This is a genomic window from Pedococcus sp. KACC 23699 (assembly GCF_045348425.1).
GTDB lineage: Bacteria > Actinomycetota > Actinomycetes > Actinomycetales > Dermatophilaceae > Pedococcus.
The window spans coordinates 2,912,918-2,927,406 of sequence record NZ_CP157483.1 but is presented as its reverse complement, the minus strand read 5'-3'; the positions used below and the strand labels follow the sequence as shown (position 1 = coordinate 2,927,406).

The following is a 14,489-nucleotide window of genomic DNA, read 5'->3' as shown; positions in this document are numbered from 1 at the left end:
TGCCGGGCGCGGCGACGGGGTCGCCCATGGATTTTCCGGGCGAACCGACCCAGACTGCCATGGTGACCACGTCGATGCGGCAGGAGCGCGGTCCACGGGTGCGCCCCGTGGGCGTCATGATCGCGGTGCTCGTGGCGATCATCCTCGTGTTCTTCGTGATCCGGCTCGTCACGGACGTCCCGCACCTCGCGGACGGGTCCGTGCCGGACGACGACCTGGCCAAGAAGTACGTCGCCCACCCCTGGCTCGCCTACGGCCACATGGCCCCCGGGGTGGTGTACCTCCTCGGCGCACCGCTCCAGCTCTCACGCCGCTTCCGGAGCCGGTCCTACGCGCGCCACCGACGACTGGGTCGGGTGCTGCTCGGGTGCGCGCTCCTCTCCGGCGTGCTCTCGGTCGTGCTCGGGATCGTGTTCGCCTGGGGTGGAGGGGCGGAGACGACCGCGACCCTGGTGTTCGGGTCGTGGTTCGTCGCCTGCCTCGTCCTCGCCTTCCGCGCCATCCGGGGTGGTCAGGTGGCGCAGCACCGACGGTGGATGATCAGGGCGTTCGCTGTGGGCCTGGGGGTCGCGACGATCCGCATCTGGGTCGGGATCTTCACCGGGATCCAGATCGGGCTGCTCGGGATGGGCGATCAGACCATGCCGCTGCGCGCCACGTTCGGGATCGCGTTCTGGCTCGGGCTGTCCATGCACGTCGCCTTCGCCGAGTGGTGGCTGCGCCGCACCCCGGCCCCGGACGCCTGAACCGCGCGACCGCGCCCCGCTCGACACCCAGAAGTATGGCGCGGGCCGGCTTCGCGCCATACCTCAGGCGTGTCAGGCGCTCAGCGGCGGACGAACGGGTTGGACAGCGTGCCGATGCCCTCGATCTCGACCTCCACACGCTGGCCGGCCTCGACCGGACCGACGCCCGCGGGCGTGCCGGTGAGGATGACGTCACCGGGCAGGAGGGTGAAGGCCTTGGAGGCGTGGGAGACCAAGGTGGCGACGTCGTGGACCATGTCGGCGGTCGTGCCGTCCTGGACGACGTCACCGTCGAGGCGGGTGCGCAGCGAGAGGGCTCCAGGGTCCAGGTCGGTCTCGATCCACGGACCGATGGGGCAGAAGGTGTCCATGCCCTTGGCCCGGGCCCACTGGCCGTCGCCGCGCTGCAGGTCGCGGGCGGTGACGTCGTCGGCGCAGGTGTAGCCGAAGATGACCTTGGCGACGTCCTGCGGCTCGATGTCCTTGCAGATCCGGCCGATGACGACGGCGAGCTCGCCCTCGTAGTGGACCTCGGAGGTGACCGGCGGGAGCACGACCGGCTCACCGGGACCCACGACCGCGGTGTTGGGGATGAGGAACATGAGCGGCTCGGCGGGGGCCTCGCCACCCATCTCCTTGGCGTGGTCGGCGTAGTTCTTGCCGATGCCGATCACCTTGCTGCGCGGGATGACCGGCGCCAGGAGGCGGACGTCCTCGACCAGGTGGGTCGCGCCCGTCAGCTCGATCTTCGTGTAGAGGGGGTCGCCCGTGATCTCGGCGATCTTCTCCCCTGCCCCGTCGACCAGTCCGAAGACCGGGTCCTCACCCGTCGTGAATCTCGCGATGCGCATGACCCCGAGCCTATCGGCGGTCAGCGCGCGGAGAACTCCCGGCGGTAGCGCTGCGGCGAGGTGCCGACGACGGACTGGAAGTGGGTGCGCAGCAAGGCGGCCGAGCCGAAGCCGCTGTGCGAGGCGACCGAGTCGACCGGCAGGTCGGTCTGCTCGAGCAGCTCGCGGGCGCGCAGCACCCGTTGCTGCACGATCCACCGGTGCGGGGTCGTTCCGGTCTCGGCGACGAACCGTCGGGCGAAGGTGCGCTCGGACATCATCGCCAGGCGGGCCAGGTCGGGCACGGTGTGCGGCTCGTCGAGGTTCTCGGTGATGTGGTTGAGCACCGGCTGGATGCTCTCGCAGCTCGTCTCCGGCAGGGGCGCCTCGACGTACTGGCGCTGGCCGCCGTCGCGCTGCGGCGGGACGACCATGCGCCGGGCGATCCGGGTCGCGACCGCAGACCCGAGCTCGCGACGCACCAGGTGCAGGCAGGCATCGATGCCGGCGGCGGTGCCCGCCCCGGTGATGATGGAGCCCTCGTCGATGTAGAGGACGTCCATGGAGACCCTCGTCCGCGGGAAGCGACGGGCGAACTCCTCGGCGTAGCGCCAGTGCGTCACGGCGCTCCGGCCGTCGAGCAGGCCCGTCTCCCCCAGGACGAACGCTCCCGTGCAGATGGACAGGATCGTCGCGCCTCGGCGGTGCGCCTCACGGATCGTCTCGAGCAACGCCTCCGGGTAGCTCTCGCGGACGCCACCGGCCGGGATGACGACGAGGTCGGCGTCGACGGCGTCGGCCCAGGAGTGGCTCGGCACGAACTGCCCGCCGCTCGTCGTCGCCACGGGTTGACCGGCCTGCTCGCCGCAGGTGATGAAGGTGAACGGCGGGACACCGTCGTCGGTGCGGTCGAGCCCGAAGACCTCGCAGGCCACTGACATCTCGAACATCGCCATGGGGTTCGTGGCCAGGGCCGCGATCGTCGTGAGCGCCATGGCGTCATCATGCCACGCGAACTGGCAGGAAACAGCCCTTCGCCGTCAGTTCTGCCAGTAGTGGCTGGATCGTGGCGAGCGCATGATTACAGACATGACCATCATCCTGCTCCTGGCCCTCGTCACCTCCCTCGTCGTCGCCCTCGAACGGCACCACCGTCGGACCTGGGCCCTTCCCCCTGCGCCCCACGGCGCAGACTCCTCCATCGCCTTCACCGACCTCGACCACGACGTCGACCGCGTGCTGCACGACGTCGAGGCGCACCGCGCCTGACCGGCTCGCCGTCAGCGCAGCTGCGCCACCACGGCCCGTGCCATCACGGCATACCCCGTGTCGTTGGCGTGGAAGTCGAAGCGCGGCGGGGCCATCCACGTCCACTGCAGGATCCGGGCCAGGTTGGTCGGGACCTTCCCGATGTCGGTGACCGTCATGGGCGTCCTGACCGTCGTCTGGAACGCCGACGCCACGTCGGCCACCTGGGCACTGCTGGTCCTCGCGCTCTTGGCGATCACACCGTTGACCTTGGCCAGCTCGGTCACCGACGTCTGACCCAGTCCTGAGCTCCCCAGCAGGTCGAGCACGAGGAACGGGTCGTAGTAGTTGAGGACGACGACCTGCACCCCCGGGGCGGCCTTGCGCAGCCGGCTCGTGATCTGGGGCAGGTTGCCGGACAGGGTCGCCAGCGCGGGAGTCGTGCACGACGGCTTCAGCCCGCCGAACCCGCAGCGGGCGACGTCGTTGCCGCCGATGTCCAGGGTCACCAGCTGCACCTGCCCCGCATGGTCGTGCAGGAACTTCTCGGCCTCGGCCAGCTGGGTGCCGCGGTCGTAGGTGCACCCGCCACCGTCGAGCATCGTGGTCGTCGTCTCACCGGAACAGGCGAGGTTGACCAGCTCGGTGGGGCCCTGGTGGCGCTTGTCGACGGCCTTGCGTACGGCGCCGACGTAGCCCTCCGTGCGGTGGTCCACCCCGTTCTGGAAGCCCGCGGCGAGCGAGTCGCCGAGCGCGAGGTAGTACCCGGGTGAAGGCAGGACAGGCGGCACGACCGGCGACGTCGTCCTCGAGCTCGCAGACGGCGCGGCCGGCGACCTGGTCCTCGAGCCGGCGGTGGCCGCGCGCGGTGCCTCGTCGCCGAGCACCCGCCCGACCGTGCCGGTCGTGAACCCCACGACGGCCCCTGCGCCGACCAGCAGCGCCAGCGCGACCAGGACCGCGACCAGGTTGCGTCTGCTCACGGCACCACTCATGGCACCACGGTGCCACGGATGGTTGGGCGCCACCTGTGCCGGGTTACCCTGCTGCGGCGATGGAGACCGTGGTGACGCAGGCAGTGACGAGACCGACCGGGCCGTTGGCGCGGACGCGCTGGCAGGCGCTGGAGGCCGCCCACGGGCGCCGCGCGAACGACGCCACCGCCGGCCACCGCGCGCGCCGCGGCGACCAGGTGGCGCACCCCGTCGAGGACTTCCTCTTCACCTACTACCCCTTCCGGCCGGCCCTGCTGCGTCGCTGGCACCCGGGGCCGGGCGTGCGGCTCGAGGACGCGGCCGACCTGCCACGGGCGCAGTGGAAGCACTACCGGGTGGTGGGCCACGACGTCGAGCTGGACGTCGCGGCATACCTCGAGCAGCGCGGCCGCACCGTCGAGTTCGTGAGGCAGCTGCTGACCGCCACCGCGGACCGACCGGCGCAGCTGGGCTGCTTCGGCCTGCACGAGTGGGCCATGGTCTACCAGCTGACACCGGAGCAGGTGCGCCACTCCGACTGGCCGCTGCGGCTGGGCGCCGAGGGCACCGACGACGTCGTGCGCGGCCAGCAGATCAGGTGCACCCACTTCGACGCGTTCCGCTTCTACACGCCACCAGCGCGCTCCCTCAACCTCCTCCAGCCGACGCGGGAGACCCAGGTCGCCCTCGAGCAGCCGGGGTGCCTCCATGCCGGGATGGACCTCTACAAGTGGGCGATGAAGCTCGCGCCCGCAGTCCCCGGTGAGCTCGTGCTCGACTGCTTCGACCACGCCCGGGCGATCCGCGAGCTCGACATGCGGGCGTCCCCCTACGACCTCAGCGCCCTCGGCTACGACCCCGTGCGGATCGAGACCCCGGCCGGACGAGCCGAGTATGCCGCCGCGCAGCGCGGGTTCGCCGAGCGCGGCCAGGCGCTGCGCACCCGTCTCGTCGCCGCCATCGACGCCGTGACGCACTCCGCCGGCTGACCCGACCGCCTGCTGGTCCGTTTCGTGAGGGCGGTGGTGGTGCCTCTACTCTGGGCGGCGTGTCCAAAGTTCTGACGTCCCTGCCCGTTGGTGAACGTGTCGGGATCGCCTTCTCAGGCGGTCTGGACACCTCTGTCGCAGTCGCCTGGATGCGCGAGAAGGGGGCAATCCCCTGCACCTACACCGCCGACCTCGGCCAGTACGACGAGCCCGAGATCGACACCGTCCCCGACCGCGCGGGACAGTACGGTGCCGAGCTCGCCCGGCTCGTCGACTGCCGCAGCCCGCTCGTGGAGGAGGGCCTGTCCGCGATCGCGTGCGGCGCCTTCCACATCCGCAGTGGCGGCCGCACCTACTTCAACACCACGCCGTTGGGCCGCGCCGTCACCGGCACGCTGCTCGTGCGCGCGATGAAGGACGACGGCGTCGACATCTGGGGCGACGGATCGACCTACAAGGGCAACGACATCGAGCGGTTCTACCGCTACGGCCTGCTGGCCAACCCGTCCCTGCGGATCTACAAGCCCTGGCTCGACGCCGACTTCGTCACCGAGCTCGGCGGCCGCAAGGAGATGTCGGAGTGGCTCACGGCCCGCGACCTCCCCTACCGCGCCAGCACCGAGAAGGCCTACTCCACCGACGCCAACATCTGGGGCGCCACCCACGAGGCGAAGACGCTCGAGCACCTGAACGAGAGCATGGAGACCGTCGAACCCATCATGGGCGTCCGGTTCTGGGACGAGTCGGTCTCGATCGCCGCCGAGGACGTCACCGTGCGGTTCGAGCAGGGCCGTCCGGTCGCCATCAACGGCAACGACTTCGGGGGCGACCCGGTCGCGCTGGTCGACGAGGCCAACACGGTCGGTGGCCGCCACGGCCTGGGCATGTCCGACCAGATCGAGAACCGCATCATCGAGGCCAAGAGCCGTGGCATCTACGAGGCGCCCGGCCTGGCCCTGCTGCACATCACCTACGAGCGCCTCCTCAACGCGATCCACAACGAGGACACCATCGCCAACTACCACGCGGAGGGTCGTCGCCTCGGACGCCTGCTCTACGAAGGACGCTGGCTCGACCCGCAGTCGCTGATGCTGCGCGAGTCGCTGCAGCGCTGGGTCGCCTCGGCCGTCACCGGTGAGGTCACGCTGCGGCTGCGTCGTGGCGAGGACTACTCGATCATCGACACCACCGGGCCCGCCTTCAGCTACCACCCCGAGAAGCTCTCCATGGAGCGCACGGAAGGTGCGGCCTTCGGTCCCGTCGACCGGATCGGCCAGCTGACCATGCGCAACCTCGACATCGCGGACTCGCGCGCCAAGCTCGAGCTGTATGCCGCGCAGGGCCAGCTCGTCGCGCGCCACCAGGCCCTGGTCGGCGACCTCGAACCCGGCGGCGCCAAGGCCATCTCGTCCAACCCCGCTGCCCTGTCGGACGGTGACGAGGCCCTCGACCGCGCAGCGATCGAGTCCGGCACCGACTGACCCAGCCACCCACAGAACGCCGGTTGCGCGGCATACCTCGGGTGGTTGTCCCGCGGGTTGCCGCGCAACCGGCGTTTTGCGCAGTGGGGATCCGGGACTCGCTGGTGCTACTGGGGCGGGGCGAGCAGGCCGCGCTGGATGGCGATGGACATCGCCTCGAGCTTGCTGTGGGCGCCGAGCTTGGCCGACAGGTTGGACACGTGGTTGCGGACGGTGTTGACGCTCACCGTCAGCTCCGCCGCGATCGCCGCGTTGGACAGTCCTTGCGCGAGCATCGCGAGGACCTCCTCCTCCCGCCGCGTCAGCGTCGGCGTGGGGGCACTGACCCGCGTCAGCCTCGGCAGCAGGCGGGCCAGCATCTCGGAGGAGACCGACGCCTCCCCCGCGGCCGCCGCACGGACGGCGGAGGTCACTTCGCCGAGGCTGCGCGTCTTGGAGAGAAAACCCGCGGCACCGCCCTCCAGGGCTCGCACCAGGACGTCGTCCGAGCTCGACCCGGTGAGGACGAGGATGTTCATGCTCGGGCGCAGCGCCTTGAGGTCCCTGATCGCCTCGACCCCGTCACCGTCGGGCAGTCGCCGGTCGAGGACGAGGACGTCCGGGGCGGAGGTCTGCACGCGGGCACGGGCCTGGGCCAGCGACGAGGCCAGGCCCACGCTCACGAGGTCGGGCTCGTCGTCCAGGACCCGGGCGAGGCTCGCGGCCATCACCTCGTGGTCGTCGACGATGAGCACGCGGATGGGCTCGCTCCGCGCACCAGGGTGCACGGCATCAGCTTCGGTCATTTCCCCTCCTCCCGGCGCCTAGTATCCATGCACTAGGCGACGCAGCGCGCGCGCACCGCCGAAATCGGAGGTGTCGGCGGGACCATGGACACCTTGGCGCCGTCGTGACCGCCGTCGTCCCACCCTCCCCAGGACAGGCAGGTTCGTGTCCCGCGTCCGTGTGCTCATCGCCGACGACCATCCCCAGATGCTGGCCGCCATGGTCCACGTCGTGGCGTCCGACGAGCGGTTCACCGTGGTCGGGACCGCCACCAACGGCGACGACGCCCTGCAGCTCGCCAGGGAGCACGACGTCGACGTCGCCCTGTTGGACGTCCGCATGCCCGGGGGCGGCCCGTCAGCGGTGACGGCCTTCCACTCACTGCCCTCACCGCCGGCGGTGGTCGCGGTGTCCGCCGAGACCACGGTGAGCACCGTCGCTGCCATGGTGCGGGCCGGGGCCGTCGGCTACCTCACCAAGGGCCGGATCGGCGAGACCCTCCCCGAGGTGCTGGCCCAGTGCGCCGCGGGCGAGGTGGTGTTGGCCACCGGGTCCGGGGCAGGGGCGCTGCGCCTGCTCGTCGACGGCTGACGCCGCCACCGCACCCCGTGGTGCCGGACCTCTCTGATGCCTACCATGGGGCGCACTCGCTCCCGGAGGACGGCGCGGGCACACGGTGAGGGGACCGCCTGATGACGCACGACGCATGGCTCTCGACGGACGGTGGCGTCGAGGTCGGCCCCCAGGTGATCTTCGGGATGGATGCCTCTGGCGTGTGCACCCTGTCGATCGGCCCGGGGTTGGCTGCGATCGGCTACGCCCCCGGCGAGCTGGTGGGGCGGAACTTCCGCGAGATCTACCGTGACGACCCGCTGGGCACCGAGGCCCTCGAGCACGCCCTCGCGGGCGAGAGGTTCCACGGCGAGCGGGACTTCCACGGGCGCAGGCTGGCCATCGCCTTCGAGCCCGTGCTCGACGACCAAGGAAGGTTCACCGGGTCGGTGGGGGTCGCCACCGACGTGACCGAGCAGCGCCGGGCCGAGGCCGAGGCCCGGACCAACCGCAGCCGCTCCGTCGAGCTCGCCGCCGACCTCAGCCGGTTCAAGGCCCTCGTCGAGGCCTCCCCCGACTTCATCGCCATCGCGGCGCTGGACGGCACCGTGCAGTACGTCAACCCCGGCGGCCGCAGGTTGATCGACATGGCGCCCGACACCGACGTCACGGCCACGACGATCGCCGACTACCTCACCCCGGAGGGCATCGCCCTCTCTCTCGAGGTGGAGCAGCCCGCCGTCGTCCGCGACGGGCACTTCGAGGGTGAGACGACGTTGAAGCGCCGGGACGGCAGCGCCATCCCGGTCGCCGTGGCGAGCTTCCTCATGTTCGACAGCGTCACCGGTGAGCCGTTCGCCCTGGCCACGGTGCAACGCGACATCTCCGAGCGCGTGGCCGCCGACACCCTCATGACCGATCTCGTCGAGCAACGCACCGCCCTGCTCACCCGTCTGGTCGACGCCCAGGACGTCGAGCGCGCACGCATCGCCGCCGATGTGCACGACGACCCGGTGCAGGCCGTGGCCGCCGTCGACCTGCGCATGGGCCTGCTCCGTCGGAGGCTGCGCGAACGGGCGCCGGACCTGCTGCCGGAGCTCGACGGCCTGCAGGAGACGGTCAGCGGGGCCACCGACCGCCTGCGGTCCTTGTTGTTCGACCTCGAGCCGCCGAACCTCGCCGAGGGCGGGCTGGCCGGGGCCCTCACCCGGGCCATCGACGAGATCTTCGAGGGCACCGGCCTGCGTGGCCGGGTCGACGGCAGCGCCGAGCCTGCGATGCCGGAAGCCACGCGGGCGGTGGCCTACCGCATCGCCAAGGAGGCGCTCGTCAACGCGCTGAAGCACGCGCAGGCGCACGAGGTCGTCGTGACCGTGACCGGTGTCGACGGCGGCCTGCAGGTCGACGTCCACGACGACGGCGTTGGCCCGCAGCAGGCGCTGCTCGGGTCGGCGCCCGGTCACCGCGGCATCTCCGGCATGCGTGACCGCGCCACCCTCGCCGGCGGTCGGTGCACCATCGGCGACAGCCCCCGGGGCGGCACCCTGGTGTCCCTCTGGCTCCCGGGCCCGGGTGCGACCCCGACCGGCCTCCCGGGTCTGGGGGCGGGCCTCGGCCTGGCCCTTCGTGCCAGCCGGAGCACCGGTCCCGGCTTCGGCTCGGACGTCGGGGCGGCCGAGGGCGCCGATCAGGTGCCTGCGCACTAGACGAGATGCCCCCGGGGCACCGGGCCCGGTGTTCTTCGCTCAGGCAAGGTGGGTACACGCCGACCGGTCCGCGTCCCCTGAGGGCCGGTCGGCGCTCGACTTCCCCCAGGGTCGGTCCGGTTCGTCACGGTCTGCCCTGGTGTCGATGCACTAGGAAAGATGCGACGCACGCATCGGGTCCGCCCAACGCGTCGTGCGCAAGACTGATGGCACGTCCTCCGGTGATCCCCCCACTTCACGTGCACAGGAGGCCACAGCGACGAGCACCGTTCGGCCCATCCCCCCTGCACCGTGGCCGATCGGTGCTCGTCCCATGTCCGGTCCAGTCCGGCCCCAGTTGGGAGCCGGTTGGCAGCGCCCGCCCTACCGGACGGGGACGCCGGCCCGGACGAGCCCGTAGGTGACGGCTTCGACCAGCGCCTGCCACGAGGCCTCGAGGATGTTGCCGGCCACGCCGATGGTCTCCCAGGACGTCGTACCGTCCGAGGTCTCGATGAGCACCCGCGTCACGGCGTCGGTGCCGTGCGCGGCGTCGAGGATGCGCACCCGGAAGTCGATGAGCTCCAGCTTGGCCAGCTCCGGGTAGGCCGGGCTGAGGGCCTGGCGCAGGGCGTGGTCGAGGGCGTTGACCGGTCCGTTGCCCTCGCCGGTCGCGACGACCCGTTCGCCACCGGCGACGACCTTGACGGTGGCCTCGGACAAAGCGTCCTCGTCCCCACGGGCGTCGGTGATGACGCGCCACGACTCGACGGCGAAGAAGTCGAAGCCCTTGCCCTCCACCTCCCGGCGCAGCAACAGCTCGAACGACGCGTCCGCCGCGTCGAAGGTGTAGCCGCGCAGCTCGAGGTCCTTCACCTTGGCCAGCACGCCGCTGAGCAGCTCGTCGTTGCCCGACAGGTCGTAGCCGAGCTCGCGACCCTTGAGCTCGATGCTGGCGCGACCGGCCATGTCGGACACCAGCATCCGCATGTCGTTGCCGACGCTCATGGGGTCGGTGTGCTGGTAGAGGCCGGGGTCGATCCGGATCGCGCTGGCGTGCAGGCCGGCCTTGTGCGCGAACGCGCTGGCGCCGACGTAGGGCTGGCGGCTGTAGGGCGGGACGTTCGTGATCTCGCTGATGGAGTGGGCGATCCGCGTCGCCTCACGGAGTCGACCGTTCTCGAGCAGGGGCAGCCCACGCTTGATCTGGAGGTTGCTGACCACGGTCAGCAGGTCGGCGTTGCCGGTGCGCTCGCCGTAGCCGTTGATGGTGCCCTGGACGTGCGTCGCACCGGCGTCGACGGCGGCCATCGAGTTGGCCACGGCGCAGCCCGTGTCGTTGTGGCAGTGGATGCCGACGCGCGCCGAGGTGCTGCCCACCGCGTCGGCGACGACGTCGGCGATCTGGTCGGGGAGCATCCCGCCGTTGGTGTCGCAGAGGGCGACCACCTCTGCGCCGGACTCCATCGCCGCCCGGACGACCTCGAGGGCATAGCCGCGGTCCGCGGCATACCCGTCGAAGAAGTGCTCCGCGTCGAGGAACACGCGCCGGCCCTCTCCGGCCAGGAAGGAGACGGTGTCACGCACCATGTCGAGGTTCTCCTCCAGGGTGGTGCGCAGCGCGGTCTCGACGTGCCGGACGTGCGACTTGGCCACGAGGGTGACCACGGGGGCGCCGGAGTCGACGAGGGCGCGGACCAGCGGGTCGGTGGCCGCGCGACCGCCGGCCCGCCTGGTCGCCCCGAACGCCGCGAGGGTGGCATGCCGCAGGCGCAGCTCGTGCTGGGCCCGCGCGAAGAACTCCGTGTCCTTGGGGTTCGCACCCGGCCAGCCACCCTCGATGAACCCGACGCCGAGCTCGTCGAGGTGCGCCGCGATGGCGAGCTTGTCCGACACCGAGAGGTTGAGCCCCTCCTGCTGCGCTCCGTCGCGCAGGGTCGTGTCGTAGACGTGCAGGTCGCTCATCGTGGTGGTTCCCGTCGGGTCAGCTGGGCAGTCGGGTCGTGCTCTGCGGTCCTGGTGGTTCATTCTCCCCTGTCGCGCCTCCGACGACCGGGGATGGTGGCCGCCAGGAGGTCCTGACAAAGCAAAAGACCCCCCGGGTGTGGGAGGTCTGCGCGACGAGGAGGTCTCGTCGCGCTAGTCGATAATCACCATGGTGGTCGCCATGTGCCAGGAGGTCACGGGATCACTGTGGCACGCCGTGTCCGCCGGTTGAACCCTCGTTCCGGATCGTGGTCACTTCTGTCCGGTGCGGTGGAGTCGGGCCCCCGACACCAGCGCATCGAACAGTCGCGGGTCCTCGCCCATCTCGGGATGCCACTGGACGGCGAGGCGGAACGCGGCACCGGGGTCCTCCATGGCCTCCAGGGTCCCGTCAGCGGCCCACGCCGAGGCGACGAAGCCCGGATGGGTCAGCACCGACTGGTGGTGGTAGCACGGCACCGTGGTGTCCTCGCCCAGGAGCCGACGCAGGCGGGTGCCTGCCACGGTCGTCACGGCGTGCTCGCCGTACACGCCGTCGCCCGGCAGGTGCTCGTCGTGCCCGACGCGGTCGGGCAGGTGCTGTTCGACCAGACCACCCGCTGCCACTGCCATCACCTGCATGCCTCGACAGATCCCCAACAGCGGCGTCCCCGTCTCGGCCGAAGCGGCCGCGAGGGCGAGCTCCATGGCATCCCGGTCGGCGCGAGGGTCCTGCACCGAGGGATGGGGGTCCTGCCCGTAGTGCGCCGGGTCGACGTCCGCCCCACCGGCGATCACCAGTGCGTCCAGCCTCGCCAGCACCTCCAGGGCGAGGGCGGCGTCTGCATCGGGGCGCGGCGGGACGACCAGGACCAGTGCGCCCGCCCGCTCGAGCTTCTCCACGTAGGCGTGCGGCACGGTGGCGCTCGGCTGGTCCTGCCAAGGGCCCCGGGTGACCGGCTCGACGTAGCAGGTGAGCCCGACGACGGGCCGTGCGCTCCTCACAACGGCGTCACGTAGGCACCGCTGATTCCACCGTCGACGAGGAACTGCGAGGCGGTGATGAAGCTCGACTCGTCGCTGGCGAGGAACAGCACGGCGGACGCGATCTCGTCGGGCTCGGCGAAACGCCCCACGGGGATGTGCACCATCCGCCGGGCCGCCCGCTCGGGGTCCTTGGCGAACAGCTCCTGGAGCAGCGGGGTGTTCACCGGACCGGGGCACAGTGCGTTGACGCGCACCCCCTGGCGGGCGAACTGCACGCCGAGCTCACGCGACATCGACAGCACACCGCCCTTGCTCGCGGTGTACGAGATCTGGCTGGTCGCCGCGCCCATCACGGCGACGAACGATGCCGTGTTGATGATCGACCCCTTCCCCTGCTCGAGCATGTGGGGCAGCGCCGCCTTGCAGCACAGGTAGACGCTCGTGAGGTTGACCTCCTGGACCCGTCGCCACGCGTCGAGGCCCGTGGTGAGGATCGAGTCGTCGTCGGGCGGGGAGATGCCGGCGTTGTTGAAGGCGACGTCGACACTGCCGAACCGCTCCTTGGCCGTCGCGAACAGCGTCTCCACCTGGTCCGGATCCGTGACGTCGCAGTGGACGTAGGCGCCGCCGAGCTCCGCCGCGATGCCCTCGCCCGCTGCGTCGTCGAGGTCACCGATGACGACCTTCGCGCCCTCCTGGGCAAACCGTCGGACCGTCGCCAGCCCGATGCCGCTGCACCCTCCGGTGACGACGGCGACCTTGCCCTCGAGCCTGCCTGCCGTGCCTGTCGTGCCTGACATCTGGGGTCCCTCTCAGGAGTCGGTGGAGATGCTGTCGGTCGGTTCCTCGAGGTGGTCGTCGACGACATCGTGCTGGGTCTGGCTCACAGTCGCTCGAACCCCCGGATCCGCTCCCAGTCGGTCACGGCAGCGTCGTATGCCGCGAGCTCGACGTCCGCGGCGTGGGCGTAGTGCTCGACGACGTCGTCGCCGAGCGCGGCTCGGGCGACGCTCGAGCCGAGGAACAGGTCGCGGGCCTCGTGCAGGGTCGTGGGCACGCGGTCCTTCCCGGAGCTGTAGGCGTTGCCGGCGAAGGCCTCCTCGAGCGGGATCTGCTCACGGATGCCGTGCAGTCCCCCGGCGATCATCCCGGCGACGGCGAGGTAGGGGTTGACGTCTCCACCGGGAACGCGGTTCTCGACGCGCAGGCCGTGCCCGTGACCGACCACCCGCAGCGCGCAGGTGCGGTTGTCGGTGCCCCACGCGACAGCCGTGGGAGCGAACGATCCGGGCTGGAACCGCTTGTAGGAGTTGATGTTCGGGGCGTAGAGCAGGGACAGCTCCCGCATGGTCACCTGCAGCCCGGCGACGAAGTGCTCGAAGAGCTCGGAGCGGCCACCCTCACGAGAGTCGTCGGCGAACACCGCCTCGCCGTCCTTGCCCCGCAGGGAGAGGTGGATGTGGCAGGAGCTGCCCTCGCGCTCGTCGAACTTCGCCATGAAGGTGAGCGACCTGCCGTGCCGGGCCGCGAGCTCCTTGGCCGCGGTCTTGTAGACGACGTGGTTGTCACACGTCCGCAGGACCTCGTCGTAGAGGAACGCGATCTCGTGCTGCCCCGGGTTGCACTCCCCCTTGGCGGACTCCACGGCGACGCCCGCGGCATACATCTCGTTGCGGATCTCGCGCAGGAGGGGCTCGACCCTCGTGCCCCCCATGATGGAGTAGTCGACGTTGTAGCGGTTGGCGCCGGTGAGCCCGTGGTAGCGCTGGTCCCAGGCCTGCTCGTAGGGCTCCTCGAAGACGATGAACTCGAGCTCGGTGCCGGCCAGCGCGACGTACCCGAGCTCGGCCACCGCGTCGACCTGGGTGTGCAGCACCGACCGGGGTGAGGGGCGGACGGGACCACGGCCGTCGAGCCACGACAGGTCGCACTGCACCGTGGCGGAGTAGGGCTGTCCGGGAGTGCGGCGCAGCGTCGTCAGGTCGAGGTCGAACATCATGTCGCCGTAGCCCTGCTCCCAGGAGCTGATGGCGTAGCCGTCGACGGTGTTCATGTCGACGTCGACGGCGAGCAGGTAGTTGCACCCCTCGGTGCCGTGCCCGAGGACCGAGTCGAGGAAGAACTGGCCGTGGATCCGCTTGCCCTGCAGGCGGCCCTGCATGTCGGTGAAGGCGACCACGACGGTGTCCACCCGGCCGGACGCGATGTCCTGCCTCAGCTCGTCGACCGTCAGTCGGGGTGGGTGCGTCACGGTGCCTCCTTGGTCG

14 protein-coding genes are annotated in these 14,489 nt (G+C 70.9%); 6 read left to right on the top strand and 8 right to left on the bottom strand.

The window, feature by feature from the left end; all coding sequences use genetic code 11:
- The first annotated feature begins 62 nt into the window (after positions 1-62).
- Positions 63-746, top strand: a complete 684-nt coding sequence (locus ABEG17_RS13810) for a DUF2306 domain-containing protein (RefSeq protein WP_406830055.1) — start codon at positions 63-65, stop codon at positions 744-746.
- Positions 747-826: 80 nt separating this feature from the next.
- Here ABEG17_RS13810 and ABEG17_RS13805 read toward each other — a convergent pair whose 3' ends face one another.
- On the bottom strand, positions 827-1,597 hold the full coding sequence (locus ABEG17_RS13805) for a fumarylacetoacetate hydrolase family protein (RefSeq protein ID WP_406830054.1): 771 nt from the start codon (positions 1,595-1,597) through the stop codon (positions 827-829).
- Positions 1,598-1,617: 20 nt separating this feature from the next.
- Positions 1,618-2,571 (bottom strand): GlxA family transcriptional regulator, encoded by a 954-nt coding sequence (locus ABEG17_RS13800; protein WP_406830053.1) that lies wholly within the window; start codon positions 2,569-2,571, stop codon positions 1,618-1,620.
- A 94-nt stretch (positions 2,572-2,665) separates the two neighbouring features.
- Here ABEG17_RS13800 and ABEG17_RS13795 point away from each other — a divergent pair, with 94 nt between their 5' ends.
- The gene (locus ABEG17_RS13795; protein ID WP_406830052.1) at positions 2,666-2,845 is read left to right on the top strand and encodes a hypothetical protein; all 180 of its coding nucleotides are present in this window, start codon (positions 2,666-2,668) and stop codon (positions 2,843-2,845) included.
- Positions 2,846-2,856: 11 nt separating this feature from the next.
- Here ABEG17_RS13795 and ABEG17_RS13790 read toward each other — a convergent pair whose 3' ends face one another.
- The gene (locus ABEG17_RS13790; RefSeq protein WP_406830051.1) at positions 2,857-3,807 is read right to left on the bottom strand and encodes an SGNH/GDSL hydrolase family protein; all 951 of its coding nucleotides are present in this window, start codon (positions 3,805-3,807) and stop codon (positions 2,857-2,859) included.
- A 71-nt stretch (positions 3,808-3,878) separates the two neighbouring features.
- On the opposite strand from ABEG17_RS13790, the gene ABEG17_RS13785 reads away from it, so the two are divergent.
- Together ABEG17_RS13785 and argG are read left to right on the top strand one after the other, a co-directional pair.
- A complete protein-coding gene (locus ABEG17_RS13785; protein WP_406830050.1) occupies positions 3,879-4,787 on the top strand; it encodes a 3-methyladenine DNA glycosylase in 909 nt (302 codons plus the stop codon).
- A 59-nt stretch (positions 4,788-4,846) separates the two neighbouring features.
- Positions 4,847-6,268, top strand: coding sequence for an argininosuccinate synthase (gene argG / locus ABEG17_RS13780; protein ID WP_406830049.1), 1,422 nt, complete (start codon positions 4,847-4,849; stop codon positions 6,266-6,268).
- A 107-nt stretch (positions 6,269-6,375) separates the two neighbouring features.
- On the opposite strand, the gene ABEG17_RS13775 is transcribed toward argG, so the two are convergent.
- The gene (locus ABEG17_RS13775; protein ID WP_406830048.1) at positions 6,376-7,053 is read right to left on the bottom strand and encodes a response regulator; all 678 of its coding nucleotides are present in this window, start codon (positions 7,051-7,053) and stop codon (positions 6,376-6,378) included.
- 145 nt (positions 7,054-7,198) lie between these two features.
- On the opposite strand from ABEG17_RS13775, the gene ABEG17_RS13770 reads away from it, so the two are divergent.
- Together ABEG17_RS13770 and ABEG17_RS13765 are read left to right on the top strand one after the other, a co-directional pair.
- Positions 7,199-7,624, top strand: coding sequence for a response regulator (locus ABEG17_RS13770; RefSeq protein WP_406830047.1), 426 nt, complete (start codon positions 7,199-7,201; stop codon positions 7,622-7,624).
- 101 nt (positions 7,625-7,725) lie between these two features.
- The gene (locus tag ABEG17_RS13765) at positions 7,726-9,291 is read left to right on the top strand and encodes a PAS domain S-box protein (RefSeq protein WP_406830046.1); all 1,566 of its coding nucleotides are present in this window, start codon (positions 7,726-7,728) and stop codon (positions 9,289-9,291) included.
- 363 nt (positions 9,292-9,654) lie between these two features.
- On the opposite strand, the gene cimA is transcribed toward ABEG17_RS13765, so the two are convergent.
- The 4 genes from cimA to ABEG17_RS13745 form a co-directional block, all read right to left on the bottom strand.
- Positions 9,655-11,235, bottom strand: a complete 1,581-nt coding sequence (gene cimA / locus ABEG17_RS13760; RefSeq protein WP_406830045.1) for a citramalate synthase — start codon at positions 11,233-11,235, stop codon at positions 9,655-9,657.
- Positions 11,236-11,508: 273 nt separating this feature from the next.
- Positions 11,509-12,240 (bottom strand): gamma-glutamyl-gamma-aminobutyrate hydrolase family protein, encoded by a 732-nt coding sequence (locus ABEG17_RS13755; RefSeq protein WP_406830044.1) that lies wholly within the window; start codon positions 12,238-12,240, stop codon positions 11,509-11,511.
- Positions 12,237-13,022, bottom strand: a complete 786-nt coding sequence (locus ABEG17_RS13750) for a 3-oxoacyl-ACP reductase (RefSeq protein WP_406830043.1) — start codon at positions 13,020-13,022, stop codon at positions 12,237-12,239. Before ABEG17_RS13750 ends, ABEG17_RS13755 begins: the two co-directional genes overlap by 4 nt.
- A gap of 83 nt (positions 13,023-13,105) precedes the next feature.
- Positions 13,106-14,473, bottom strand: a complete 1,368-nt coding sequence (locus ABEG17_RS13745) for a glutamine synthetase family protein (RefSeq protein WP_406830042.1) — start codon at positions 14,471-14,473, stop codon at positions 13,106-13,108.
- Between the last annotated feature and the right edge of the window lie 16 nt (positions 14,474-14,489).